This is a genomic window from Muriicola sp. SD30 (assembly GCF_041205185.1).
GTDB lineage: Bacteria > Bacteroidota > Bacteroidia > Flavobacteriales > Flavobacteriaceae > Muriicola.
In genome coordinates this window covers 262,487-288,086 of record NZ_JBGEWB010000002.1, presented here as the reverse complement: position 1 = coordinate 288,086, position 25,600 = coordinate 262,487, and the positions used below count along the sequence as shown (strand labels likewise).

The 25,600-nt window shown below is 43.3% G+C and carries 20 protein-coding genes; 14 read left to right on the top strand and 6 right to left on the bottom strand.

Annotation, left to right across the window (positions count from 1 at the left end):
* Positions 1 to 2: 2 nt before the first annotated feature.
* Positions 3 to 1,856, bottom strand: coding sequence for a cation:proton antiporter (locus AB8P51_RS06295; RefSeq protein WP_369747940.1), 1,854 nt, complete (start codon positions 1,854 to 1,856; stop codon positions 3 to 5).
* Between the two features lie 165 nt (positions 1,857 to 2,021).
* Between AB8P51_RS06295 and AB8P51_RS06290 the strand changes: the two genes are divergently transcribed.
* From AB8P51_RS06290 to AB8P51_RS06265, 6 genes are all read left to right on the top strand, one after another.
* Positions 2,022 to 2,894, top strand: coding sequence for a universal stress protein (locus AB8P51_RS06290; protein WP_369747939.1), 873 nt, complete (start codon positions 2,022 to 2,024; stop codon positions 2,892 to 2,894).
* Positions 2,891 to 5,116, top strand: a complete 2,226-nt coding sequence (locus AB8P51_RS06285; RefSeq protein ID WP_369747938.1) for a SulP family inorganic anion transporter — start codon at positions 2,891 to 2,893, stop codon at positions 5,114 to 5,116. Before AB8P51_RS06290 ends, AB8P51_RS06285 begins: the two co-directional genes overlap by 4 nt.
* A gap of 73 nt (positions 5,117 to 5,189) precedes the next feature.
* Positions 5,190 to 6,050: an MBL fold metallo-hydrolase gene (locus AB8P51_RS06280; RefSeq protein WP_369747937.1), complete on the top strand. Its 861-nt coding sequence runs from the start codon at positions 5,190 to 5,192 to the stop codon at positions 6,048 to 6,050.
* Positions 6,034 to 6,933, top strand: a complete 900-nt coding sequence (locus AB8P51_RS06275; RefSeq protein WP_369747936.1) for an SMP-30/gluconolactonase/LRE family protein — start codon at positions 6,034 to 6,036, stop codon at positions 6,931 to 6,933. The genes AB8P51_RS06280 and AB8P51_RS06275 overlap by 17 nt, the downstream gene beginning before the upstream one ends.
* Before the next feature lies 1 nt (position 6,934).
* Positions 6,935 to 8,611, top strand: coding sequence for a S8 family peptidase (locus AB8P51_RS06270; protein ID WP_369748475.1), 1,677 nt, complete (start codon positions 6,935 to 6,937; stop codon positions 8,609 to 8,611).
* 7 nt (positions 8,612 to 8,618) lie between these two features.
* On the top strand, positions 8,619 to 10,481 hold the full coding sequence (locus AB8P51_RS06265) for a M1 family metallopeptidase (protein WP_369748473.1): 1,863 nt from the start codon (positions 8,619 to 8,621) through the stop codon (positions 10,479 to 10,481).
* 6 nt (positions 10,482 to 10,487) lie between these two features.
* On the opposite strand, the gene AB8P51_RS06260 is transcribed toward AB8P51_RS06265, so the two are convergent.
* Positions 10,488 to 11,681 (bottom strand): succinylglutamate desuccinylase/aspartoacylase family protein, encoded by a 1,194-nt coding sequence (locus AB8P51_RS06260; RefSeq protein ID WP_369747935.1) that lies wholly within the window; start codon positions 11,679 to 11,681, stop codon positions 10,488 to 10,490.
* A gap of 3 nt (positions 11,682 to 11,684) precedes the next feature.
* Positions 11,685 to 13,535 (bottom strand): CBS domain-containing protein, encoded by a 1,851-nt coding sequence (locus tag AB8P51_RS06255; protein WP_369747934.1) that lies wholly within the window; start codon positions 13,533 to 13,535, stop codon positions 11,685 to 11,687.
* Between the two features lie 119 nt (positions 13,536 to 13,654).
* On the opposite strand from AB8P51_RS06255, the gene rnpA reads away from it, so the two are divergent.
* The 7 genes from rnpA (at position 13,655) to AB8P51_RS06220 (ending at position 20,932) form a co-directional block, all read left to right on the top strand.
* Positions 13,655 to 14,041, top strand: a complete 387-nt coding sequence (gene rnpA / locus AB8P51_RS06250; RefSeq protein WP_369747933.1) for a ribonuclease P protein component — start codon at positions 13,655 to 13,657, stop codon at positions 14,039 to 14,041.
* Positions 14,022 to 15,650, top strand: a complete 1,629-nt coding sequence (locus AB8P51_RS06245; RefSeq protein ID WP_369747932.1) for a S41 family peptidase — start codon at positions 14,022 to 14,024, stop codon at positions 15,648 to 15,650. Before rnpA ends, AB8P51_RS06245 begins: the two co-directional genes overlap by 20 nt.
* A gap of 148 nt (positions 15,651 to 15,798) precedes the next feature.
* Positions 15,799 to 17,442, top strand: coding sequence for an alpha-glucan family phosphorylase (gene glgP, locus AB8P51_RS06240; RefSeq protein WP_369747931.1), 1,644 nt, complete (start codon positions 15,799 to 15,801; stop codon positions 17,440 to 17,442).
* On the top strand, positions 17,439 to 18,437 hold the full coding sequence (locus tag AB8P51_RS06235) for an MBL fold metallo-hydrolase (RefSeq protein ID WP_369747930.1): 999 nt from the start codon (positions 17,439 to 17,441) through the stop codon (positions 18,435 to 18,437). Before glgP ends, AB8P51_RS06235 begins: the two co-directional genes overlap by 4 nt.
* A gap of 3 nt (positions 18,438 to 18,440) precedes the next feature.
* Positions 18,441 to 19,301 carry a fructosamine kinase family protein gene (locus tag AB8P51_RS06230; protein WP_369747929.1) on the top strand — a complete coding sequence of 287 codons (861 nt, stop codon included), beginning with the start codon at positions 18,441 to 18,443 and terminating at the stop codon, positions 19,299 to 19,301.
* 79 nt (positions 19,302 to 19,380) lie between these two features.
* On the top strand, positions 19,381 to 20,451 hold the full coding sequence (locus AB8P51_RS06225; RefSeq protein ID WP_369747928.1) for a Gfo/Idh/MocA family protein: 1,071 nt from the start codon (positions 19,381 to 19,383) through the stop codon (positions 20,449 to 20,451).
* Between the two features lie 106 nt (positions 20,452 to 20,557).
* Positions 20,558 to 20,932, top strand: a complete 375-nt coding sequence (locus AB8P51_RS06220) for a hypothetical protein (RefSeq protein ID WP_369747927.1) — start codon at positions 20,558 to 20,560, stop codon at positions 20,930 to 20,932.
* Between the two features lie 39 nt (positions 20,933 to 20,971).
* Here AB8P51_RS06220 and AB8P51_RS06215 read toward each other — a convergent pair whose 3' ends face one another.
* From AB8P51_RS06215 to rpiB, 3 genes are read right to left on the bottom strand one after another with little or no spacing between them, the layout of a single operon-like run.
* Entirely contained in the window at positions 20,972 to 21,412 is a 441-nt protein-coding gene (locus tag AB8P51_RS06215; protein ID WP_369747926.1) for a GNAT family N-acetyltransferase, read from the bottom strand.
* 8 nt (positions 21,413 to 21,420) lie between these two features.
* Complete coding sequence (locus tag AB8P51_RS06210) at positions 21,421 to 22,332, bottom strand: cation diffusion facilitator family transporter (protein ID WP_369747925.1); 912 nt, start codon at positions 22,330 to 22,332, stop codon at positions 21,421 to 21,423.
* Between the two features lie 39 nt (positions 22,333 to 22,371).
* Entirely contained in the window at positions 22,372 to 22,803 is a 432-nt protein-coding gene (gene rpiB, locus AB8P51_RS06205) for a ribose 5-phosphate isomerase B (protein ID WP_369747924.1), read from the bottom strand.
* A 605-nt stretch (positions 22,804 to 23,408) separates the two neighbouring features.
* Here rpiB and rnr point away from each other — a divergent pair.
* Complete coding sequence (gene rnr, locus AB8P51_RS06200; protein ID WP_369747923.1) at positions 23,409 to 25,592, top strand: ribonuclease R; 2,184 nt, start codon at positions 23,409 to 23,411, stop codon at positions 25,590 to 25,592.
* The last annotated feature ends 8 nt before the right edge of the window (positions 25,593 to 25,600 follow it).

Here is a 25,600-nt window from a genome sequence, read left to right as displayed (position 1 = left end):
ATCTACCCCTCTTCTAAAGCTTTAGGAGCCTCGGCCGATTCAAAGCGTTTCCCCAGGTAAACCAATTTGTAGCCCTCTCCTATATCAGTAAATTCCTTACTGTAGGATGTGATGATCTGTAATTTACCATCAGGGGCCTTTAGGAAAATTGGGATGATATAATCGTCAGCCTTGGTAATTTCAATCAGTCCCTCGTAATGTTCCTGGTCGTTCAGGTCTACTTCGTGTATGGCGGGAAATTTCCTTACAGCTTCTGTTAGTTTTATAAAATCATCCGTGTGTGAAAACAAGCCTTCTTTAGGATTGTTTTCCGGATCGTTCATCTCATCGGAGTCTACCAGCCGGAATGACCCGTTCTCTCCAAATTGCTTCTGGAATTTATTGATGGCGTATTTGTTGATCTCCGAATTCCCGGTAAGGGCCATCAGATAACCTACATCGTTGAGCTCAATATTGTCTGTTAAGGCATCAGAATAGATATTGGCCACAATACCTTCGAGCCCCATATTTTTACATTTCTCAATATTGGTCGCGTTGTTGTCGATCACAACCACATGCCGGTTGTTGTTTTTGAGATAGTTGGCGATTAGGCGAGAGACCCTGCTGGCCCCGATAACCAGAATTCCTTCTGATCGCTCCAGGAAAACACCCACCCATTTGGCAAACAACCTTGCGGTAGTGGCATTCAGCAAGACCGTTCCCAGTACAATCATAAACACCAATGGGGTAATGTATTCTGCCCCTGGCTCCCCTTTGGCCATTAGTTTAGAGCCGAAGAGGGAGGCAATACCAGCAGCTACTATCCCCCTGGGGCCCACCCATCCGATAAAAAGTTTTTCATTGAGTTTTAAGCCCGATCCCCTGGTGCTTAAAAAGACACCAATAGGCCTTATCAGAAATACAATGACAAGGAATAGTATTCCTGTGTTCCAGTTATAGATCAGCTCCATATCACTGATATTGATATTTGCCGCCAGCAGTATAAAAAGGATGGAGATCAGCAAAACACTGAGCGATTCTTTAAAGTACAGCAACTCTTTCAGGTTAGGGAGATTCATATTTCCCATTACCATCCCCATGACTACAACAGCCAATAAGCCCGATTCGTGCGCAAAAATATCCGATTCGACAAAAACCAGGAGGACAACAGAAAGGGAAACCACATTGAGGAGATAATGTGGGATAAAGTTCCTTTTAATTGCAAAGGCCAGGGCGTGCGCAAAAGTAAAACCAAACGTAGTTCCAAAGAGAAGTATCTTCCCGAATTCAATCAGGGCAGTTTTAGTATAGGCCTGTCCTTCCCCAACACTGATAAATTCGAAGACCAATACCGCTACCAATGCCCCTATGGGATCAATAAGGATTCCTTCCCATTTTAATATGGCAGAAACGTCCTTCTTTAATGGAATGTTCCTGAGGATAGGGGTTATCACCGTTGGACCGGTAACTATCACCAGAGCTGCAAATAAAAAGGAGATTTGCCAACTGAGCTCAAAGATAAAGTGGGCGGCCATCCCTGCTCCAAAAAAAGTGACAATGGTTCCCACCGTAATCAGTTTCGTGATCACAGGACCCACATTGGAAATCTCTGATCTTTTTAAGGTAAGTCCGCCTTCAAAAAGGATAATACTTATAGCCAGGGAGACAAAATAATAGAGTCCATCTCCCGGGAATAATCCTTTTTCTCCGTTCCAGATGGGCTCAATAAGCTTTTGTCCGTCTTCAGTGTAAAGAGTCGCTATTGGCCCTACCAGTAAGCCGATTAGAATCAGGGGAAGGATGGCGGGAAGTTTAAGGCGCCAGGCTACCCATTGTGCAATAATTCCCAGAATAATAATCCCTGCCAGTTCCAGCATATCTCTTCTATTCTTTTATGAGAGGAAAATCTAACTCTTCCCTCTTCTAATTTTAACAAATAAAAACAATATTCTACAAACCTCAACCCAGCTGCGCCATATTTCCTGCGCTAAAGGTGGAAAGCATACGAGTGTACTTTGGTTAATTGTGTTATATTACGCCCCATGCCCGAACCCCGATCAAAACTACAACCTTTTAGGACTCTGCTTTTCGGTTTTGCCTTCTCCCCCTCCCTGGAAATAAATCTTATGGAGGTCACCCGTATTGCCTATTACTTTAATGCCCGACTGATTCTACTACATGTCGGGGAGAAAACCGCTGAAAATCAAGCTAAAATAGAAGGCTTACTAAGGTCTGTTGAGTATCCCGAAAACCATCCGGAAGTGCATTGGATGAAGGGAAAGCCGGTGGATACCATTGTAAATGCCTGTTCTGCCTTTAAAGTAGATCTGCTTGTGCTCGGGGCACTTCAGCATGAAAATATGTATCAGTTCTATGTGGGAACCATCGCCAGGAACCTCACTCGCAAGGTAAGCTGTTCTGTCTTGTTGATGATCAAGCCTTCTGCTGTTAGGGTAGTTTCCCAACACATTGTGGTGAATGGATTTGACGACCCCAGCACTCCCTTTGCCCTGCTCAAAGCCTTTGAAGTTTCTAAGGTATTGGGCGTACAGCAAATTACCATCGTGGAAGAAATCACACAGAAAGAATTGCATATTACAGTTGAAGATGATGAATCCCTTGAAAAGGCTTCCCTGCGTAAGGAACAACTAAAAGAAAAAGAGGAAGCCAGGGTAAAGAGTATAATAGAAGACATTCCCGCTAACCTTAAGGCGTCGGTAGCTGTAAAGATTCAAAGTATTTTTGGGCAACGCGGCTATTCAATCGGGCATTATGCAGAGGTAGTCAGGGCCGATCTGCTGGTAATAAACGCTCCTAAAAAGTCGGGGCTGCTCGACCGAATTTTTCCTCACGATATAGAATATATTTTATCTGACCTCCCAACAGACGTCCTAATAGTACGCGATCAGAAATGACAGTAAATAAAGATCAAATCGGTGGTTTTGTTAAAGGCCTGCCCAAAAATATATTTTCAGGATTTGTGGTTTCCCTTATTGCCCTTCCATTGGGGCTGGGGCTGGCACTGGCCAGTGAGGCCCCGCCTATCGCAGGGATAATTCCTGCTGTTGTCGGAGGGATTCTGGTGGCAGTACTGGGGGGATCGCATGTCACCATCACAGGGCCCGGGAACGGACTGGTAATCGTCCTCCTCGGTGCAATCACTACCCTGGGTGGGGGAGATCTTTACCAGGGTTATCTCTTTACCCTTGCTGCCGTGATCTGCTCAGGGGTTCTGCTAATGTTGCTCGGGTTTCTAAAGATGGGTAGGCTGGCCGATTTTTTTCCGGCCTCAACCATTCAGGGGATGCTGGCCGCAATCGGGATTGGGATCCTGGCCAAACAATTTCATATTATGATTGGCCATAACAATGAGGCTGGGAATATTATGACGCTGATCCTACATATACCCTCCGGATTGTATTCTCTTTGGGAGAGCGATGGCGGTAGTGTGGTAGCTGCAGCCATTGTAGGTGTTATAAGTTTAATGATCATGGCTTTCTACGGGAAGATAAGGAGCAAATGGGTGCACCTGATCCCTGCTCCTATGTGGATCCTTTTGCTTTCAATAGGCTTCCATTACTTATGTTCATTCCTGGCCATCCCTTATCCCATAAATAAGGAATTGCTGATTCCAATACCTGATAATGTTTTGGCCTCCCTGGCCTATCCGGATTTTGGAATGGCCTTGAGTCAGAAATTTATCTTTGCAGTTTTTGCCATTACCCTCATTGCGGGGATTGAATCCTTGCTCAGTATAAAAGCTGTGGACAGGCTAGACCCTGCGAACCGTCATTCAAATGTAAACAAGGATTTAAAAGCCCTTGGCCTGGCCACGGTAATCAGTGGTTTCCTGGGTGGACTCAATGTGGTTACTGTGATCGCCCGAAGTTCTGTGAATGTAAATACCGGGGCCACAAATCGTTCTGCCAGCTTTTTTCACGCCATGTTTTTACTGGCCTTTGTCCTGCTCTTCCAGGAACAACTCAGGAAAATTCCCCTTTCTGCCCTGGCGGCTATCCTGGTCTATACCGGTTATAAACTAGCCACACCTGCCCTGGTGAAGAGAATTGCCGGAGTGGGGAAAGAGCAGATCCTTATTTTCTTTTCCACTGTCCTCGCTACCTTGCTCACTAATCTTATCACGGGAATAGCCGTAGGGATTCTCGTTACTTTTATAATTCATGTTCTGGTTAACAAGAGTATTTTACTGTTTATCACCCATCTCTTTAAGCCCAATATCCTGATGTTCAGGGAGGCCGATGGGGGAAATTATTTTATCAGTGTAAAGCATTTCTGTAGTTTCCTGAACTTTTACAAGCTAAAGAATAAGCTCGATGCCATCCGGGAAACAGAAGAGGTGGTGCTAGATTTCTCTATGTGCAGTTTTGTGGATCATACCGTCTTGGAGGGGCTCGAAAATTACCGGCAGATCTTTGATCTAAAAGGGGGGCATATGGAACTCATTGGCCTTGATAAACACGAGACTGATTCGGTGCATCCCTTTGCCATACGTAAAATAATTCCGTTCAGGGCCCTAAAGCCTATAGAGTGGTATTTTACAAAGCGCCAGGAAGACCTCAAGGCTACAGCTGCAGATTTTGACTGGAAATACATACCGAAAAAACAATCCCAGACTGCCTTTCTCAGGGAGTTTGTCTTTTTTAGTTCCAAAGAAATCTCCTATTGCTATAATCAACTCGAAGACGTAAAGAATAAGGTTTCTGTCTTTGATGTTGAATTTACAGAAGGAGAGTTTATCGCAAAAGAAGTCATCAAATCAACGGTAATGTACCTGCCTCTCCCTTCGTCCATCCCCGTTTTTACACTTGATAAGGAAGGTCTGTTAGCGCTGCTCTATAACCTCAGTGGTTTTGAAGAAGTGGAAGTGCCTAACCATCCCGATTTCAGCAAGAGATTTCGCCTGAGCGGAGAAGATCCTGAGGGGATTTCTGAAGTTTTTTCTGATGAACTGGTCCTTTTTCTGGAGAGCCATCCTTATTATCATGTGGAATCGAATGGAAATGCATTGCTTATACTTAAAAAGGAACGCCTCCTTAGCGTTAAAGAGATCAAACGCATGATCTACTTCGGGCAACAGTTGAAAAAGATCCTTCTGCAGAGTGAGTATGCTCAATGAATTGTTAAAATATCTGCTCAATCGATGTAATCGGTCACTCTTTTCTTAATTTGCGCCCTGTTTTATTGATTTCATGAAGTTGTATCCTATAGAAGCGGGAAATTTTAAATTAGACGGTGGGGCTATGTTCGGTGTAGTACCGAAATCTCTATGGACCAAAACAAATCCCTCGGATAGCAATAATATGATCGATATCGCGGCAAGATGCCTCCTTATTGAAGAAGGAGACAGGCTTATCCTGATTGATACCGGAATGGGGAACAAGCAATCAGATAAATTCTACAGCTACTACTACCGCTGGGGTAATCATTCGCTCGACGCCTCCCTGAAAAAAGCCGGATTTCATCGTGACGATATTACAGATGTCTTTATGACCCATCTGCATTTTGACCACTGTGGGGGCAGTGTTCAGTGGAATGCCGACAGAACGGGATACGAACCCGCATTTAAAAATGCTGTTTTCTGGACCAATGAACCCCACTGGAAATGGGCCACAGAACCCAATGCCAGGGAAAAGGCATCTTTTCTCAAAGAAAACCTGCTTCCCATGGAGGAAAGTGGACAACTGTCTTTTGTGGAAATGCCCGAATCCGCTTTTGGATCATCTCCCGAATTGAATTTCGATATTTTATACGTTAACGGGCATACAGACAAGCAAATGATACCCCATCTGCAGTACAAAGGGAAAACACTTGTTTTTATGGCCGACCTTCTGCCTACTGTGGGACATATCCCCCTGCCTTATGTAATGGGGTATGATACACGCCCTCTACTTACACTACCGGAGAAAGAGATATTCCTCAACAAGGCGGCAGATGAGAATTTCTATTTATTTCTGGAACACGACGCTCACAACGAGATCTGTACACTACAGCACACCGATAAAGGGGTGCGCCTGAAAAACACCTATTCTTTTGATGAAATATTCTCATAATAACTTCCTGCTGGGGTTTTTCCTGATAGGTTTGTGTGGCACTTCCTGCGCCTTTCAAAGCACAGACCTTATCCCGGAATTTAGTTTTACTGAAGGAATTGAAGGTCCGGCTGTAGATCGTTCAGGGATGCTGTTTGCGGTAAATTTTAAAGAGCAGGGAACCATAGGAAGGGTAAATGAGAAAGGAGAGGCAGAAGTATACTTCCACCTCCCTGAAGGCAGCATTGGAAATGGCATACGCTTTGATAAAGAACAGCATATGTACATAGCTGATTATGCCGGACATAAGGTATACAGGGTAAAGAGTGGTTCAAGGACTCCGGAGGTATGGGTTGATGGGCCTGAGATGAACCAGCCCAATGACCTGGCAATATCGGATGCAGGTATTATATACCTCAGCGATCCTAATTGGGGAAATAATAGTGGAAATCTCTGGATGGTTCCTGCTGCCGGAAAGCTGGTTTTACTAGAGACCGGAATGGGAACGACCAATGGGATAGAGGTGAGTCCGGACGGCAAATTCCTCTACGTAAATGAATCGGTTCAGAGGAAGGTTTGGAAATACAACATTCTGCCCGATGGAACCGTTTCTGATAAAAGACTTTTGATTCAATTTGAAGATTTTGGTCTCGATGGGATGCGATGTGATGAAAAAGGGAATTTACTTATCACGCGATACGGAAAAGGAACCGTAGTGATGGTTTCCCGGGAAGGAAAATTGCTCAAAGAGATAAAACTGAAGGGCAAAAACCCTTCGAACCTGGCATTTGGAGGAAAGGACGGAAAAACCGTCTATGTTACCATGGCCGACCGCGGATGTGTTGAGTTTATCCGGGTGCCTTATAAAGGAAATTATTACAGTAAAATACATAAAGATGATTGAGATGATAAAGAAGATGAAAATACAGGCTGCCCTTTGGGGTATTGGTTTGTTGACGGTTGGATGCGGCAGTATAAATATTGTATCAACCCCAATTGAAAATATAGACGCAGTGCCCCTGAAGGTTATGGCTCTGACAGAGGAAGAAAGACAGTCCTGGGGACATGCTGATCTGCTTACAGACACTATCCCGGGAATGAGTGTTGATCGTGCGTATGAAGAGATTATTGGAAACAAAAAAGGAAATACGGTTATCGTGGCCGTCCTCGATTCCGGCATAGATCTCGATCACGAAGACCTGGATGAAGTTATCTGGACAAACAGGGACGAGAAGGCAGGAAATGGCATTGACGACGACGGAAATGGTTATATCGATGATGTACACGGCTATAATTTCCTGGGAGAAGCCTATAATGAACAACTTGAACATGCCCGTATTCTGAGGTTGAATTTAGGCGATGAAGCCTTACAGGCAAAAGCGAGGAAAAAGCTTGATGAAGAACTAAAAGAAGCCAGGGAAACCAGGCAGATGATCCTGAGTACCAAACAACAAACCGAACAAATCCTCGGGATTGTAAAACAATCTCATGAGGCAGTGGCAAAAAATCTGGGAAAGGAAGATTATTCTAAAGAGGAGGTTGATGCTATCACCACAACCGACTCAAATTTTCAGCGCAACATTAGTGTGGTGCAACAAATGTTCAATTACGGAGACAGCCTTCCTGAGGTAATTGAACTTATTGAAGGTGACATTGAAAGAGCTGATGAAGGTCTTGCTGTTTACAATGAAAAGCTCGACTACCATCTCAATGTAGATTTCAATGGCAGAGAAGTTGTTGGTGATAACCCTTATGATTTCTCAGACACAGACTATGGCAACGGCAACCCTTCAAATCGCGTAGCCGATGAAAGCCATGGTACACATGTGGCCGGGATCATTGCCGCGGAGCGAAATAACGGCATTGGAGTAAACGGAGTGGCCAACAATGTGGAAATTATGAGTGTTAGGACCGTGCCAAACGGAGACGAATACGACAAAGATGTGGCCCTGGCCATCAGATATGCCGTAGACAACGGAGCCAAAATCATCAACGGTAGTTTTGGTAAATCGTTTAGTCCAAAAGCAGAATGGGTGTATGATGCCATTAAATACGCGGCAGAGAATGATGTTCTAATTGTGCACGCCGCTGGTAACGATGGGAATGACCTCGATAGTCCCGAAAATGTAAATTACCCAAATGACCACAAAAACGGGGAACGGGAATTTGCTGAAAATCTAATCACTGTAGGCGCCATAAATGATACTTATGGTTCTGAAATGGTGGCTTCCTTCTCTAATTTCGGGTCGCGAAATGTGGATGTGTTTGCACCAGGCGGTTCAGTTTATTCTTCCATGCCTGGGAGTGAGTATAAATTCCAGGGTGGAACTTCCATGGCCGCCCCGGCGGTTAGCGGAGTTGCCGCCTTGATCAGGTCTTACTTCCCAAAACTCTCTGCTGCAGAGGTTAAAAAGATACTGATGGATTCAGGCCTGAGCACTCAACTTTCAGTTGTAGTGGCAGGAGATCCTGCGAAGTCCAGATCTTTCGACCAGCTTTCCCGATCAGGAAAAATTGTCAATGCCTACAACGCCCTTATCATGGCACAAAGAGTGTCAGATTCTAAAGTAAAATTACCGTAATATGAGAATGCAAATTAAGTTTATTACAACCACTATAGTTCTGGTTTTCCTGGCCGGAGTCAGTTATGCACAAGGCAATCATTCGTACTGGCAACAGGCGGTTGATTACACAATGGAGGTGAATATGGATGTGGAAACGTACAGATATACTGGAACACAAAGCCTGGTGTACACCAACAATTCTCCCGACACCCTCAACAGGGTATTCTACCATATGTATTTTAATGCTTTCCAGCCGGGAAGTGAGATGGATATCAGGTTGCAGACTATCGCCGATCCGGACAAACGTATGACGGAGGATGATAAAAGTAGGATTGCATCTCTATCGCCCGATGAGATAGGATACCTTAGGGCTTCATCTCTGGCACAGGATGGAAAGTCGGTTTCCTATCAACTAGAAGGCACTGTTCTTGTCGTAGACCTCGACCATCCTATACTGCCCAATACATCCAGCACCTTTGAGATGGATTTTGAAGGACAGGTTCCGTTGCAGATAAGGAGGTCTGGCAGGAATAATAAGGAGGGTGTTGCATTATCCATGAGTCAGTGGTATCCCAAGCTGGCAGAATACGATTTTGAAGGCTGGCACGCCGATCCTTATATCGCCAGAGAGTTTCATGGGATTTGGGGAGATTTTGATGTGAAGATCACCCTTGATAAAGATTATACCATCGGGGGTACCGGTTACTTACAAAACCCGGATGAAATAGGTCATGGTTACCAAACGCCCGAAACCAAAGTGAAAAAGGCGAAGGGAAAAACCCTTACCTGGCACTTTAAGGCACCAAAAGTTCATGATTTTATGTGGGCGGCAGATCCCGATTATATTCACGATTCCTATCGGATGGAAAACGGACCTGTATTGCACTTTTTTTATAAAGACAAAGCTGAAATCCTGGAGAACTGGAAAAACCTTCAGCCCAAAACAGCACAGGCCATGAAGTTCTTTAATGAAAATATCGGCCCTTACCCATACGAACAATATTCAGTGGTACAAGGCGGAGATGGCGGAATGGAATACGCCATGAGCACTTTGATAACCGGAGAGCGAAAATTTGAGAGCCTTGTGGGGGTCATGGTACACGAATTGGCGCATTCATGGTTTCAGCACATATTAGCTACCAATGAAGCAAAGCACGAATGGATGGATGAGGGCTTTACCTCTTTTATTTCCAGTCTCTGTATGAATACCATAATGAATCGACAAAATCCTAACCCGTTTCAGGGATCTTACGATGGCTATTACAGCCTGGTGCAATCGGGAAAAGAACAACCTCAAAGCACCCATGCAGACCGTTTTGAATTTAATGTAGCTTATGGGCGTTCTGCCTATAGCAAGGGGGCCGTGTTCCTGGCTCAGCTTGGATATATCATAGGGCAGGATAAGTTAATGGCAACTTTGAAAAAATACTATGCCGATTTTAAATTTAAACACCCTACTCCAAACGACATCAAGCGGACTGCAGAGAAAATATCCGGAATGGAGCTCGACTGGTATCTAACAGACTGGACTCAAACCACCAATACGATTGATTACGGGATCAAAGCGGTAAATGAAGCAGGAACCGGCACAGAGGTGGTCCTCGAGCGAATAGGCCTTATGCCCATGCCTCTGGATATTCTTGTGGTGTACAATGACGGAGCTCAGGAAACCTTTTACATTCCTTTGCGGATGATGCGCGGGGAAAAGGAGAATCCTTACGGACAGGTAAAAAGAACTGTTTTGGAAGATTGGCCCTGGGCCTATCCCGATTACCGTTTCGAGCTCAGCAAACCTGTTTCCAGTATAAAAGCAGTGGTCATTGACCCTTCACAGCTGATGGCGGATATTGGAGTCAACAACAATCTCTGGCTTGCCGAACAGCAGTAGAACAGATCAGAACCAGGGACTGTCTTTGTAAAGGTCGTTTCGGGCTGCTTTCTCCCTGTTCTTAATCAGGATGTGTTCGCTGTCTATTGTTCTGTTGCGGTACCCGAGCAGGTGAAAGAAGGCCTTGCTGTAATAACGGGCTACCCTGAGATCTACGATCAATTGAGATTTGGTTTTGTCTTTCCAGGATACTCCTGGAAGACGTGCAAGCAAATGATCTGCCTTTACTTTCCTCAGAACGCCGGAAAGGCTGAGTACCCATTTTGGAATACGCCTGATCATAAAAAACCCTTCTGCACCCTGCTTCTGATAGAGGGGCATAAAAAGAATGCCTTTATTGGAAGCGACCACAGATTTACCATTGTGCTTCGCCAGGAAAGTTCCCTTTTTAACCGACTCAAAGCTTTCAAAACCGGGTTCCATAGTAAAGCTATCCCCGGGCTCAATAGCGTAGCGCTCTGTGATCTCATAGAAATTCCGGTTATGGGCAGCTGATTGCCTCAACTCTTGTACATAGTCGTTGAAATTTGGAATGGCATCTGCAGTTAAGGCACCTGAATACGCCAGGCACAGCCAGAAAAATGCAATACTGTTGATTTTTGCTTCTTCGGTGGCGTGCTGCCCCGATTCGAACCCGATAGACACATAGCCGTATTCATTGATGTAATTCAATACAGGACCTTCCAGGTATTCTTCTATCCCCAGGATAATGGGTACGGGAAACTGGCGGGCAAACTTCCGGTTAATCATCGCGTCATTAATAGTGATAAACGGAAGTGTTTTACTTGATGTAGTATGAAAGTCGATAAAATAAATAGGTTCATGATGGGCCGTGAGCAGATCTCTGATTACCTGAAGAATTTCCAGGCGTTCCCGGTCTTCTGAAGTGACATTTTTTTGGGTTCCTTCTTCCATTCCCTGGATTTCATCCTTGAACCAAATGCGGTTGAGGTCTCTCTCCAGAAATCGCTTTTTCGCCAGTAAAGCGGGAATGTTACCGGCTATACCATAAATGTTTCCCTTAATGGGATATGCTCTTGAGTTGAGTTCGTCAAAGACATGCTCAAGAGCCTGTATTCCGGAAGGTTCATTTCCGTGTACTCCTCCAAAAAAGACAAGGACTGGGCCCGATTCCTTGCCTTTGATATGGCCGAGGATCCTTTTCATTCGTGTATCGTGAGGGGTAATAATTTCTGTCATCAATTAGAGATCGTTGCTGGTAATAATTCCTACCAGTTTCTTTTCTTTAACCACTGGCAGACAGTGAATATTATTTTCGTCCATCATTTGCTTAGCCTTGCTTAAAGATACGTCTTCGGTCACTGTGATAAGATCGGTTTTCATAATATCTCTCAGACTATCGGGGCGCTCCTCCGGATGGTTCTGAAAGTGCTTCACGTCCACCCAACTCAGTAAGCCTGCAAGATTGAGGTCGTTATCAAGTATAGGTGCATGGTGAATGTTTTTCCACAACATCATTTTCAAGACCAGTTCCGGACTGTCTATATCCTGAGCGGTTATCGTCCTTGTATTCATACGGTCGCCTACCCGAATTTCGTCATCGGGGATCTTGTATTCGTCTCCCCTGGGTAATTGCCAGGCGTCTACCGCATAACGTTTCTGCTGCCTTTCATACATGGTGGCAACCAGAATTTTAAGCGCTTCTGAAGTCTTGTTTTCTTTCAGAAGTTTGCGGTAAGCATTGATCATCCATCGGGATCCGGTTTGAGATTTGATTCGCCTTTCTATGATGGAAAGGTAATGCTCGGCATCCCTGGGTTCAATATTCATACTATACAACCCTCTGAAGGCCATTGGAAGTAAATGGTCGAGAAGCAGATCCTTGCTGCTGATAAGCTTCCCTTCCCAGTAGAATTGGGCGCTCATCCCGTATCTGGCAGCACTGAAAAAATTACTCTTTACGTCTTTAAAATCCATTTTTGTATGGATGTTATCCAGCGACTTTGGTCTGCCATGCATAAGTCCTACCCAGAACATCATGTTGGCAATTTCATCATCGGTTGTAGGGCCGGAAGGCATGTATCTGTTCTCAATTCTAACATGAGGTTTCCCATCGGTTATGCCGTAACAGAGTCGGTTCCAGCGGTACGTAGTGCCATTGTGCAGGGATAAAGCCTTAAGTTTTGGTATTTCACCCTGATGAAACTGAGTTAAGCTGTCGCTGTTAAATGTCGTGGTTACCAGGCTCCTGAAATTAACCACAGCGTTTTTGTAAAAATCGGCTATGGTTCCGGTTACCCAGTCCTGTCCAAAATTCACACGAGATTCTTTCTCATTGAGAATAAAAGTACTTCTGCGGGTGTCAACACTTTGGGTAAAGAGGGCGATCCTGGTTTCTTCCCATAGTTCTTTCCCAAGCAGCATTGGAGAATTGGCACAAATAGATAAGACAGGGCCGGCTATGGCCTGTGCCCAATTGTAGGACTCTGCAAAATGCTCCGGATCGATTTGCAAATGGGCCTGAAAACTGGTATTACAACCTTCGTACAGTATAGTATCATGGTGGAGATTGACCTCATCAACCCCTTTAATGTGTAATTCGATATCGTCTTTGCGAATTGCCTGTATAGCCTCGTTGAGAATCTTGTACCTGTCAACAGGCGTCATATAATCATACTGGAGGTACTTGTATGAGATGGTTGGCAATATTCCTGTCAGGATCACTTTTGCCTTGTGTTTGGCTGCGGCGTCCTTGGCCACTGTCATCAGAGTGTTGAGCTGTTTGTGAAGATCTGAAAAGCAGCTTCCTTCTAATTTAAGGGGGTCCAGGTTGAGTTCCAGATTGTACTTATTGAGTTCAGAGGTAAAGTGTTCGTCAGCAATATCTTCAAGTATTTCAGTCCCAAGGCTGGAAGGATCCCAGGATTCATCCACCAGACAGAACTCCTGTTCCGCTCCAATATGAATGGGCTTTGCTGAAAAAAGGCCCTTGTTTAACATCAATTCAAGGGTCTCGATGTCTTTCAGGAGATGGTCGATATACTCCTTTTTGTCTTCGTGGTTATTAATCTTCCTGACTATTTTTTCTCCCATAACTACTCAATTGTTCGTGAACTTCATGCAGGACCACAAGATACCGCCTTAGTTGTGGTGAAAATATGACAATTATCATCCCTGCCGCGCAAGTTTATTCTTGCTATTTTTGCCTTCTGATGAAGTTTACATTACCCAAAGAAGAAAAATTAAAACACGAAAAACAAATTCAGGAAGTCTTTACCAAAGGATCTTCTATCACGGTCTTTCCGTTAAAATTAATTTATCTGAAAACCGAAAATAAAGCCTCCGGAATGAAGGTGGGGTTTTCTGTGCCTAAAAGAAACTTTAAAAGTGCCGTCTCAAGAAACAGGGTAAAACGGCTACTCAGGGAGGGCTATCGTCTCAATAAGCACATTTTTTTTAACAAAACAGAAGGAAACTATGCCTTAATGTTTTTATACCTTGGTAAGGAAATGCCATCTTTTAACGTTATAGAAAAGAAGATGCAGGGCATTTTCGACAAATTTTTAACTCGAGAAGCAAATGAAAAAGATGATTCATAAAAGAGTGCTCATTCCTGTGCTGGCAGCCTTCGTTTTTCTGGCGGCTAGTAGTTTCAAATCTGATTTTTTTGAAATTGCAAAACAGATAGAAATATTCACCACGCTTTTCAAGGAATTGAATATGAATTATGTGGATGAAACCAATCCCGCAGAATTAATGGATACAGCCATTAAAAATATGCTGGACGACCTTGATCCATACACCAAATTCCTCAATGAGCAGGATGTGGAATCATATCGTATCAACAACACAGGGGAATACTCCGGGATCGGAGCTCTGGTGCGATCATACAATGACAGATTGGTCATCATAGAGCCTTACAAGGGGTATCCCGCAGACAAAGCCGGACTAAAGGCCGGGGATGAACTTATTTCCATTTCAGGAATTGAAATTGCCGATTTTCAGGACGATGCCAGTGAGTTGCTGAAAGGAGCAAATAAAACTTCCGTTGATGTTAGGTATACCCGACAGGGAAAAACCTATAACGCCACCATTGAAAGGCAGGCCATCGAAGTAGATGCCGTACCCTTTTCTAAAATGGTTGATGCCGAAACCGGCTATATAGTGCTTTCGCGATTTAACAAAAAGGCTTCTTCTCAAACCAAGGAGGCTATACTCTCTCTAAAGGCCGAAGGGGCGAAAAAGTTGATTCTTGATCTGAGGGGAAATCCAGGGGGCTTGTTATCCGAAGCGATCAATGTAACCAATCTTTTTGTTCCAAAAGGGACGCTTGTGGTGACGACAAAATCAAAGGTTAAGAAATTCAACCAGACCTATGAGACAAGGAATAAGCCATTGGATGAAGAGATTCCTCTGGTGGTGCTGATTGATGGCCGAAGTGCCTCAGCCAGTGAGATTGTATCCGGGAGCTTGCAGGACCTGGACCGCGCGGTGATTGTCGGAGCGAGAAGTTTTGGAAAAGGGCTGGTGCAAAGACCATTGAAACTTACCTATGGAACTCAGTTAAAAGTGACAATTTCCCGCTATTATACCCCTTCGGGCAGGTGCATTCAGTCGCTCGATTACTGGAACCGGGACGATGATGGCAATGCCATCAGGAATACTGAGTTTAAGGATTTCCAAACCAGGAATGGCAGAAAGGTCCAGGATGGCGGCGGCGTGATGCCCGACATTCAGATCGCTTCCCTAAAAAGCAACGATCTCATAACTGCCCTGGAGAATAATGGCGTCATCTTTAATTATGCCACGGATTATTATTACGGCCATCCGCTTTCCGAAATGACGTCATTTAATTTTACCCGTTCAGATTATGACGGCTTTAAACAACATGTTGCAAAAAGTTCTTTCGAATTTGAGACCAAAGCTGAAAAAGTGCTAAAAGAAACCCTCTCTGGTCAGAATAAGGAGGTGTTCAATTCTACAGTAATGGCAGATGCAAAGGCCCTGCTGAGTTCCATTGAGAAAAGCAAATATGAAGCCCTCGATACTTATGAGAAAGAGATCGGGAAACAACTCACTGACGAAATCATCAAAAGATATTTCTACCGTGAAGGACTCTATGACTATTACCTCCAAAACGATGAGGCCATCTTAACCAGCAGCGAGCTTCTCAAGGACACTTCTAAATACCAGGCAGTTCTTAGATAACCCACTTTCGGACTATTTTTAGAATTCGCTATACGGTACATATAACCTTCTCCTGTTGAGGCCTGTTTGGTTATAAATGATTATTGTCATTTTCCGTCTAAATGTCCGGATTTGCATATTTTTACTGCCATCTTAAAGAAACGCATCTATGAGCAGTAAATATCATCAGTGGTATCATCCCTACAGGCCAGATAAAGCTTTCCAGAAAAAGGCGGCCTACTTTAGTATGGAATTTGCAGTTCACCAGGCCCTGAAAATATATTCAGGAGGTCTCGGATTTCTTGCGGGATCGCATATGCTTTCGGCATTTGAGCTGAAGCAGAACCTTGTCGGGATCGGGATGCTGTGGAAGTATGGTTACTACGACCAGGGGAGAAATAAAGACCAGACGCTACACCCCCATTTTGTTGAAAAACATTACAGTTTTCTAGAAGATTCCGGACACGAAGTGGAGGTCAATATATTCGGGAATAATGCAGTTAAAGTCAGGGCGATGGTCTTAAAGCCCTCTGTTTTTGGCTCTGTGCCCATATATTTATTAACAACAGATGTCGAGGGCAATGATGACCTTTCCAGGTCTATCATGAATAATTTATATGACAGTAATGAACTTACCCGCATTTGCCAGAGTATCGTACTGGGAATTGGCGGCGCAAAACTGGTAGAGGCACTGGGCGGGGCAGATATTTACCATCTCAATGAGGGTCATGCGTTACCGGCCTTTTACTATCTGCGCAACCAGGGAGTAGGCAAAGAACAAATGGTTTTTACAACGCACACCCCCGAAATGGCAGGAAATGTGGAAAGGGATGCTCATGTGCTGAACGACAGTGGTTTTTTTGGGAAAAAGTTGTCTCATGATGAGCTGATGAAGGAAACAGGAGGTTCTGATCGATTGAGCTATACGGTGGCTGCTTTGCGCATGGCAAAAAGGACCAATGCGGTCTCCAAATTGCACGCAAAGGTATCCCGTGCAATGTGGAATGGAAATACGGGCAGTGGTGGAATCTTTCCCATTACCAATGCACAAAATCAAAAATTCTGGCAGGATATTTCACTTCAGAAAGCCAGAAAAAACAAAAATGTATCCGCCTTTCATAAAAGAAAAGCCGTATTAAAAAAAGAGCTTTTTGATGTGGTACTCGATCAAACTGGAAAACTTTTCGATCCCAAAGTACTCACCATTGTCTGGGCCCGTCGCTTTGCTGAATATAAAAGAGCCGACCTGCTACTGCGCGATATGGAGCGATTTGAAAGGATATTGAGCAGCACAGAGCATCCGGTCCAAATTATCTGGGCAGGAAAGCCTTATCCTAAAGATACAGGGGCTATTGGAGTCTTTGACCGGTTGGTTCAATTTACAAAATACCGTGCCAATACCGCCGTACTGGTGGGTTACGAAATGGCGCTCTCCAAAAAATTAAAACTGGGGTCTGATGTGTGGTTGAATACACCACGGATAACCAGAGAAGCTTCGGGAACAAGCGGAATGTCTGCAGCAATGAACGGCAGTGTGAACCTCTCTGTCAATGATGGATGGATTCCCGAGTTCGCGAAAAATGAAAAGAACAGCTTTATTCTGCCTGAAGCTGACTATAAGAGTCCGGTTCACGAACAGGACGATTTTGATAGTGCCAATCTGTACCAGTGCCTGGAGGAAAAAGTTTTGCCAATGTATTACAATGCTCCTGATAAATGGTCTGAAGTCGTCTTTATGGGAATGGACGATGTCGTGCCCGCATTTTCAAGCAATCGGATGGCAATCCAATACTACAAAGAGTTGTATCAATGAAAACATGGCCCATAATACGGTTGTTCCGATACGGGGCTGCAATAGTGTTAATACTGGCCTGGTCCTGCAAAGAAAACAAAACGGAGGAGCGGGGCAATCTCAATAAATCACGAACTACAGAAGCTGATAAGGGAGTAAAGCTGGTTATCCTGGGAACGGTACAGGATGCCGGATCTCCTCAACTGGGATGTAAAAAGAGTTGTTGTGCTGATCTCTATAATAAGCCGGATCCGGCCCGGAAAGTCGTATCTCTTGGCCTGGTCGATAAAGAAGCCCGTAAACGGTTTCTCCTTGAAGCAACTCCTGATATCACTTCTCAGCTCCACAACTTAAACAGGATTGCAAACACCTCAGTAGACCAAATGCCCGACGGTGTTTTTCTTACCCATGCACACATTGGTCATTATACCGGACTCATGTATTTTGGGAAAGAAGCGGTTAATGCATTCGAAGTGCCGGTTTATGCGATGCCCAGGATGATAGATTTTCTGAAAAACAACGGCCCCTGGGATCAATTGGTAAAGCAGAAAAATATTGTTTTAAAAGGAATTTCTGGAGACACCATTAAGCGCCTTACGCCCTCCCTTTCCATTGTGACTGTCAGCGTGCCCCACAGGGACGAATATTCAGAAACCGTGGGTTATAGAATAAAAGGGCCGGCTAAAAAAGCACTTTTTATCCCGGATATTGATAAATGGAGCCGGTGGGAACGAGACATAGCCACCCTGATTGCAGAAGTTGATTACGCGTTTTTAGATGCGACCTTTTTCAATGGAGAGGAGCTCAATACCCGCGACCTTTCTCAGATCCCGCATCCTTTTGTTGTTGAAAGTATGACTTTGTTTAACTCCCTTCCTCCGGCCCAAAAGCAGAAGATCTATTTTATCCATTTTAACCATACCAATCCCCTGCTGTCCCCTGAAAGCAAAGAGTACAAAAAAGTGATCTCAAATGGATTTCGCGTTGCAGAGTTTGGAGAGGAATTTGAGTTATAGGCCATGGAAAATGAGCTGAAAAAGTATATTGAATCCTCTCTCGAGCTAAAAATCACATCTCTTGTGCCGGTTTCAGGTGGCGATATCTCTACGGCGCTTAAAATTACTGCGGGGACTGATCAATTCTTCTGTAAGTACCAGGCCGGAGATATGGGATATTCCATGCTAAAAGCCGAAAACGACGGTCTTGAGGCCATTGCCGCAACCGGGTTTATAAAAACGCCCCGGGCTATACACCTTTCGAAAATGGAATCGGGGGGGTGTTTGCTACTGGAATATATAGAATCTAAAGGTGCGGGTGAAAAAGACATGGTCCAACTTGGGCGGCAGCTGGCCGGGCTTCATACGGCAAAAGCAGCAAGCTTTGGATGGGATACAGATAATTATATCGGTTCCCTCTCCCAGTACAATACCCGCGCCGATAACTGGGCCGGATTCTATACTTCAAGCCGACTACTCCCACAATTGAAAATGGCACATGACAAGGATCTTTTGAGCAAAAGAGACGTTCCTCCAGCTGATAAAATAGAAATGCGGCTACACGATATATGTAGCCCCTGTGAACCTTCACTCATACACGGGGATCTTTGGGGTGGAAACTATCTTATTGCAAAAAATGGGTCACCTTACCTCATTGATCCCGGCGTAAGTTATTCCCATCCGGGGATGGATATTGCCATGTCTCGACTCTTCGGAGGTTTCTCTTCCTCATTTTACCATGCATATGAAGAGGCTTCTGATCGTCCCTTGCCCAGCCAGGCGGAAATTGAACTCTATCAATTGTATTACCTGCTGGTGCACCTCAATATTTTTGGTTCTTCTTACGCTTCTTCTGTACGTGATATTGTAAAGCGATATTTTTAAGTCCCTGCCTGCGCTGTAAAAAAAGAACCTCTTTTTCCATATCTTTAGGTGGCAGTCTTTTATAATTTCTTTAATCCTTATGAATAAAACAGACAAAATCAGGGTCCTGGTGGTGGGCTGTGGCCATATGGGCGCCAGTCATGCCAGAGCGTATCATCATCTTGATGAATTCGAGATAGTTGGATTGGTTAGTCGGTCTCCACAAAGCAGGGAAGAGCTGTCTCAGTCTCTTGGGGGGCTGCCCACATATTCTGATTATGGCTCGGCTCTTAAGACAACTAGTCCGGACGCCGTTTCTGTGAATACCTATCCGGATACACATTTTGAGTATGTGAAAATAGCACTGGAAGCGGGGGCGCATGTCTTTGTAGAAAAACCCCTGGCAGAGACAGTTGAAAAGGCTGAGGAACTTATAGCTCTCGCCTCCCGATTAGACAGAAAGCTGGTGGTTGGGTATATTCTTAGGGTGCATCCTACCTGGAAGCAATTTATCGAGATTGCCAAAACCTTGGGAAAACCATTGGTTATGCGGATGAACCTCAATCAGCAGAGCTCGGGTCCCCAGTGGTACACCCATAAGCAATTGATGAAATCGATGTCGCCTATTGTAGACTGCGGTGTGCATTATATTGATGTGATGTGTCTGATGACCGGATCAGAACCGGTAAGCGTTTCTGCGATCGGAGCGCGGCTGTCTGATGAGATTGATTCCCGGATGTACAATTACGGACAATTGCAGGTGCGTTTTAAAGATGGTTCGGTGGGATGGTACGAAGCGGGGTGGGGGCCTATGATGAGTGAGACGGCCTTTTTTGTCAAAGATGTAATAGGGCCTCAAGGGTGTGTTTCTATCACAGATGCACAACTGGATTCTTCTGATGATGTGGAGGGGCACACCCGAACCGGAGCCCTGAAAATCCATTCCAGTGAACTGGATGCTCAGGGGAGTTTTCTTAAGAAAGACAAGTATATTTCCACGAAGGATGAACCTGATCACGACCAATTGTGTCTTTTAGAACAAAAATTGTTTTTAAATGCCATTCGTCAAAATACTGACCTCTCATCTCATCTTAAAGACGTAGTATTTAGCTTGAAAGTAGTCCTGGCTGCAGATGAATCCGTGAAGACGGGAAAGACAATTTCTTTATGAAACAGCAAGGGAGTATCGTATAAATTGCTTTGTTGAGTATCTTAACACACTGTTAATCAGCTTTCTGAAATTGGGGGTCTCATCATTTTTTTGTATCTTGATCACTATGGTAAAAGCAGACAAAAAAGAGCACACAGACTTTATTGAGAAATCCGTTCATCACCTTGAGGCCCGGGGTTTTGACAAGATCAGGGTTGATCTCGACGGGTACGACAAACCCAAATCCTTTTTAAGAAAAAAGAACGGAACGACTGTTACTCCGGATATTGTGGCCAACAAAGACGGAAAAAGATATTTTTTTGAGATCAGCTTAAAAACAGATGAACCTCAGTTGTTAAAAACAAAATGGGTCTTCCTCGATGCGCTCAGCCGGATGAAGTCTGATGCCTTCAGGATCATTACTACAAAAGGGCATTATAAATTCACAGACAACCTGTTGGAGGATATCAACCTGACCAACAAGACTCCGATCAAAATCTAGAATTAATTAATTTATTTGGAATCAAGGCCATGGAGAAATCTATGGCCTGATCATTTTTATGTGTGGAATGTCGTCTTCGAGATACTCCTCCCCTTTGGTTTTAAATCCTAGTTCTTTATAAAACTTTTTCAGATAAAGCTGGGCTGAAAGCACTATGGGCTGTTTAGGCCACTTGGTCTCAATGAATTCAACAGACGCCTGCATTATTTTTTTTCCATAGCCCAAACTTCTTGATGCTTTAGATACAGCCACCCGCCCTATGCTGGGGTCTTTAAAATAATCTCCCGCCTCAAATACCCGGGTATAAGCGCATATACCTGCCTTGTTAAACCCCAGTACATGATATGCCTTTTCATCCAGGTTGTCAATATCCAGGTAAGGACAATTTTGTTCTACTATAAAGACTTCGTTTCTCAGTTGCAAAATGCGATACAATTCCGCTTTACTCAGATCTTTGTACGACTTGATGTTAATTTCCATAAGTTGTTTTAATCCTGTACTATCACCTCATTCGAATGACATTTTCCAAATTCCGGTTGAATACTAAGGTGGGTAATACCAAATTCATGAAAGACTTTTTCTTCTATGTCTTTCAATATTTCATCGAAGGTATTCAGATTAATGTTTTCGTAAAAATCCATATGGGCTTCAAGGTGGATCTCCCTTTCGTTTAATTGCCAGATGTGCACATGGTGTACATTTTTAATGGCGGGGTGATCCCCAACGATTTTGACGATCTCATCCACTTTAATCTGGTCTGGGGTAAAAAGCATGAGTACTTTCGAAGAAGACTTCAGTAGATCGTATCCCATATAGATCAAATAGAGGCCAATAACGATAGTCAGGAAAGGATCAACCCAGTACAGTTGATAGAAGTACATCAGCAGACCACCTATTAGGACGGCTACGGAAGCCATCATGTCTGTAAGCAGGTGCAGATATGCAGATTTCATATTCATGTTCTGGCCTGCATCTTTTTTAAGAAGTAGTACGCTGAATCCATTTACAAGAATCCCCAGGGCGGAAAGCCATATAACCAGGGCCGGGGCAATAGGCTCGGGTTGCAGAAACCGCTCAACGGCTTCTTTGATTAGGACGACAGCAATAACGATGAGGGTTGCAGAATTTACGAAAGCGGCCATAATCTCAGCCCTTTTATACCCGAAAGTCTTTGTGGCAGAAGCTTGTTTGCTGGTAAATCGATTGGCTAAATAACTGATGATAAGTGAAAGTACGTCGCTGAAGTTATGAAGGGCATCCGAGAGAAGTGCTAAACTACCTGAAATAATCCCCCCTATAACTTGTGCCAGGGTAATAACAATATTCAGGAGAATGGAGATCAGTAGTTTCTTACCGCTCAGCTTTTCGTGGTGATGGTGATGGTGATGTGAGTGCGCCATTCAAAATATTAAAATGTGGCTGCTTGCTGATAGTTCCTGTTAGGAACACGCCATTTTCTCAATTCTTCTTTCGTGTCGTCCTCCGTCAAAAGGCGTGTTTAAAAAGATCTGTACCATCTCAAGGGCCTGGTGAAGGGAAATAAACCTGGCTGGTAAACTCAGGATATTTGCATCGTTATGGGCTCTGGCCAGTTCAGTGATCTCTTTATTCCAGCAAAGGGCAGCTCTGATTTTTTGATGTTTGTTGGCTGTCATAGATGCGCCGTTTCCACTTCCACAAATGATTATTCCAATTTCAGCATTTCCTTCTTCTACGTCCTTTGCAACCGGATGAACAAAATCGGGATAATCCACACTATCCGAACTATCAGTGCCGTGATTGATAACTTCAATATTGAGGGATTTAAGCAAGCCGACTACTGCTAGTTTATATTCAGTTCCGGCGTGGTCATTTCCAATGGCAATTTTCATGAGTTTAGAGATAAATTCTTTACTAAGGTACAAATCCTGCTACTTAAAACATCTGATTAAACTTGTTAACATTGTTAAATTAATGTTTTGTTTAATCCCTTGATTTACAACCATTTTTTGTTTCTTAAAAATGTTGATAGCTGAACAATAAGATTTTGCTTTTTCTTTCCGGTATTTAATACAAATTGTGCACTTAGATTTATTCGATAATTTCCAAAATAAAATCCTTAAAAGTTAATAGGGTCTTATTCACTTAAAAGAAGGTGAAGTTAACACTCAGAAGGAGATAAACTTATAAACTAGTTGTTGTTTATTCAGTTTATCAACATCTTTTCATAAGTGTTCTAATCAACTTATTTATAGTGTAATCTATACTTGAAAACTTAGTTATAAAGTAAAGAAGTTGTTCATTACAAATTATAGAACACTTTTTTATCCCCAGAGTTAACAAGCTATCATCATACCCATTTTTTTAAATTATTTAAATTAAAAAAGTAAATATGTATCTATATATGTTAACAAATAGATAAAGAGTTGGCATCTGTCGACCTCAATAAGCAGTCAGTGGATTATAATTCGTAATTTTGCGCCCAAATTAATATTGAATGACCAAGAAGAAAAAAAGGGCTAATCAACATAGAAAGAACGAGATAACAAGAGGAATATTTGAAGTCCTGGAAAAAGAGCCCAACAAAAGTTTTAATTACAAGCAGATTGCATCAAAACTAGAAATAAACGATACCGAAGGAAGAAATATACTTATTAAGAGGTTAGGTCAGCTTAAAGCAAAAGAGAGAATCAGGGAATTTGAGAAAGGTAAGTACAAGTCCCTGGAAAATAAAATACTACACCAAGGTAAGATTGAAGTTACAGCCAGAGGAAATGCTTATGTAATAGTTGACGGCCTGGATGATGATATTTTTATATCGAACAATAAGATCAACCGGGCTTTTGATGGGGACATTGTAGAAGTTCTGGTGAAGCCAAAACGAAAATCCAATAAACTGGAAGGAGAAGTTGTTAATATCCTGAAAAGGAAAAAGAACAATTTTGTAGGAATATTTGATTTACATAAATCATTTGCATTTGTCCGGCCTACGGATCATAAGATGTATACAGACATTTTTGTTCCGATCAACCTTGTGGGGAAGGCAAAGGATGGAGAAAAGGTGATTGTTGAGATACTTTCATGGGAAGAAGATGCAGACTCACCAACCGGGAAAGTAGTTGAAGTTTTAGGTCTTCCCGGATTACACAATACAGAAATTCATGCCATCCTTGCCGAATACGGCCTTCCTTATCATTTTCCAAAAGAGGTGGACCACTACGCCAACAAGTTGGATACGGCAATTAAAGAAGAAGAAGTTTCGAGAAGAAGGGATATGAGGGATGTTCTCACCTTTACGATCGATCCCAGGGATGCAAAGGATTTTGATGATGCCTTGTCCTTCCAGAAACTTCCCAACGGAAACTATGAAGTAGGCATTCATATTGCGGATGTTTCTTATTATGTCACTCCTGATAGTATATTGGATGAAGAAGCTTACGAAAGGGCAACTTCGGTATATCTGGTAGATAGGGTGGTCCCAATGTTACCTGAAATCCTGTCTAACAACGCCTGTTCATTGCGGCCTAAGGAAGATAAATATACTTTTTCGGCGATTTTTGAGATTGATGACAAGGCCCAGGTAAAAAGTGAATGGTTTGGCAGAACTGCGATTCATTCTGATGAACGTTTTGCTTATGAAGAGGCACAGTATATTATTGAAAACAAAAGCCGGGATATCAGTGGGGATGTTTCAATAAGAGGGAAGGCTTATTCAGTTTCTGAGGAGATAAAGGAGGCGGTACTAAAACTAAATTCGTTAGCCGAAATCATGCGTGAAAGGCGCATGAATGCTGGCGCCATTTCATTTGATAAACTGGAAGTTAAGTTCAATCTCAATGAAGAAAATGAACCGCTAAGTGTTTATTTTAAAGAGGCTAAAGCGGCAAATAAACTCATAGAGGAATTTATGCTGTTGGCTAACAGAAAAGTAGCGGCCTTTATCGGGAAGCAAAAACCCAAGAAGACTTTTGTCTACCGGGTCCATGATGAACCCAACGAAGACAAATTAATGGCTTTAAACGGCATTATATCAAAGTTTGGACACAAGCTTAACTTCAACAACAAAAAGACCGTTAGCGCTTCCTTAAATAAGCTTCTTGAGGATGTAAAAGGGCAGAAGGAACAGAATCTGGTCGACACCCTGGCTATAAGAAGTATGAGTAAAGCGATATACACCACGGATAATATTGGTCATTACGGCCTCGCCTTCGATTACTACAGTCATTTTACCTCTCCAATCCGTCGATATCCCGACGTAATAGTACATCGTTTACTGCAACATTATCTCGAGGGAGGAAAGTCGGTAAATGCGGAATCTGTCGAGGAGAAGTGTAAACATTCTTCAGACATGGAATATCTGGCGTCGAGCGCCGAGAGGGATTCCATTAAATACATGCAGATCAAATTTATGCAGGACCATAAAGACCAGGAGTTTGTGGGTGTTATTTCCGGGGTTACCGAATGGGGTATTTATGTGGAGATTATTGAGAATAAATGCGAAGGAATGGTCAGGATCCGGGATATAAAAGACGATTATTATACCTTTGATGAAAAGCAATACGCCTTAGTAGGAGAACGGAGAAAAAAGGTTTATCAGTTAGGCGATGAAGTCCGTGTTATGGTTAAGGATACAGATCTTGTAAAAAGACACCTCGATTTTAGTCTTCTGGGGAAAGCTTAGCAAGTTTT

What these genes read in the sequence shown, in the direction of transcription:
- AB8P51_RS06290 (WP_369747939.1), top strand. Translation starts at nt 2,022, where the DNA reads ATGCCCGAACCCCGATCAAAACTACAACCTTTTAGGACTCTGCTTTTC.
- AB8P51_RS06235 (WP_369747930.1), top strand. Translation starts at nt 17,439, where the DNA reads ATGAAAACATGGCCCATAATACGGTTGTTCCGATACGGGGCTGCAATA.
- AB8P51_RS06270 (WP_369748475.1), top strand. Translation starts at nt 6,935, where the DNA reads ATGATAAAGAAGATGAAAATACAGGCTGCCCTTTGGGGTATTGGTTTG.
- AB8P51_RS06230 (WP_369747929.1), top strand. Translation starts at nt 18,441, where the DNA reads ATGGAAAATGAGCTGAAAAAGTATATTGAATCCTCTCTCGAGCTAAAA.
- AB8P51_RS06265 (WP_369748473.1), top strand. Translation starts at nt 8,619, where the DNA reads ATGCAAATTAAGTTTATTACAACCACTATAGTTCTGGTTTTCCTGGCC.
- glgP (WP_369747931.1), top strand. Translation starts at nt 15,799, where the DNA reads ATGAGCAGTAAATATCATCAGTGGTATCATCCCTACAGGCCAGATAAA.
- AB8P51_RS06210 (WP_369747925.1), bottom strand. Translation starts at nt 22,332, where the DNA reads ATGGCGCACTCACATCACCATCACCATCACCACGAAAAGCTGAGCGGT.
- AB8P51_RS06285 (WP_369747938.1), top strand. Translation starts at nt 2,891, where the DNA reads ATGACAGTAAATAAAGATCAAATCGGTGGTTTTGTTAAAGGCCTGCCC.
- AB8P51_RS06260 (WP_369747935.1), bottom strand. Translation starts at nt 11,681, where the DNA reads ATGACAGAAATTATTACCCCTCACGATACACGAATGAAAAGGATCCTC.
- AB8P51_RS06255 (WP_369747934.1), bottom strand. Translation starts at nt 13,535, where the DNA reads ATGGGAGAAAAAATAGTCAGGAAGATTAATAACCACGAAGACAAAAAG.
- rnr (WP_369747923.1), top strand. Translation starts at nt 23,409, where the DNA reads ATGACCAAGAAGAAAAAAAGGGCTAATCAACATAGAAAGAACGAGATA.
- AB8P51_RS06275 (WP_369747936.1), top strand. Translation starts at nt 6,034, where the DNA reads ATGAAATATTCTCATAATAACTTCCTGCTGGGGTTTTTCCTGATAGGT.
- rnpA (WP_369747933.1), top strand. Translation starts at nt 13,655, where the DNA reads ATGAAGTTTACATTACCCAAAGAAGAAAAATTAAAACACGAAAAACAA.
- AB8P51_RS06225 (WP_369747928.1), top strand. Translation starts at nt 19,381, where the DNA reads ATGAATAAAACAGACAAAATCAGGGTCCTGGTGGTGGGCTGTGGCCAT.
- AB8P51_RS06220 (WP_369747927.1), top strand. Translation starts at nt 20,558, where the DNA reads ATGGTAAAAGCAGACAAAAAAGAGCACACAGACTTTATTGAGAAATCC.
- AB8P51_RS06245 (WP_369747932.1), top strand. Translation starts at nt 14,022, where the DNA reads ATGAAAAAGATGATTCATAAAAGAGTGCTCATTCCTGTGCTGGCAGCC.
- AB8P51_RS06215 (WP_369747926.1), bottom strand. Translation starts at nt 21,412, where the DNA reads ATGGAAATTAACATCAAGTCGTACAAAGATCTGAGTAAAGCGGAATTG.
- rpiB (WP_369747924.1), bottom strand. Translation starts at nt 22,803, where the DNA reads ATGAAAATTGCCATTGGAAATGACCACGCCGGAACTGAATATAAACTA.
- AB8P51_RS06280 (WP_369747937.1), top strand. Translation starts at nt 5,190, where the DNA reads ATGAAGTTGTATCCTATAGAAGCGGGAAATTTTAAATTAGACGGTGGG.
- AB8P51_RS06295 (WP_369747940.1), bottom strand. Translation starts at nt 1,856, where the DNA reads ATGCTGGAACTGGCAGGGATTATTATTCTGGGAATTATTGCACAATGG.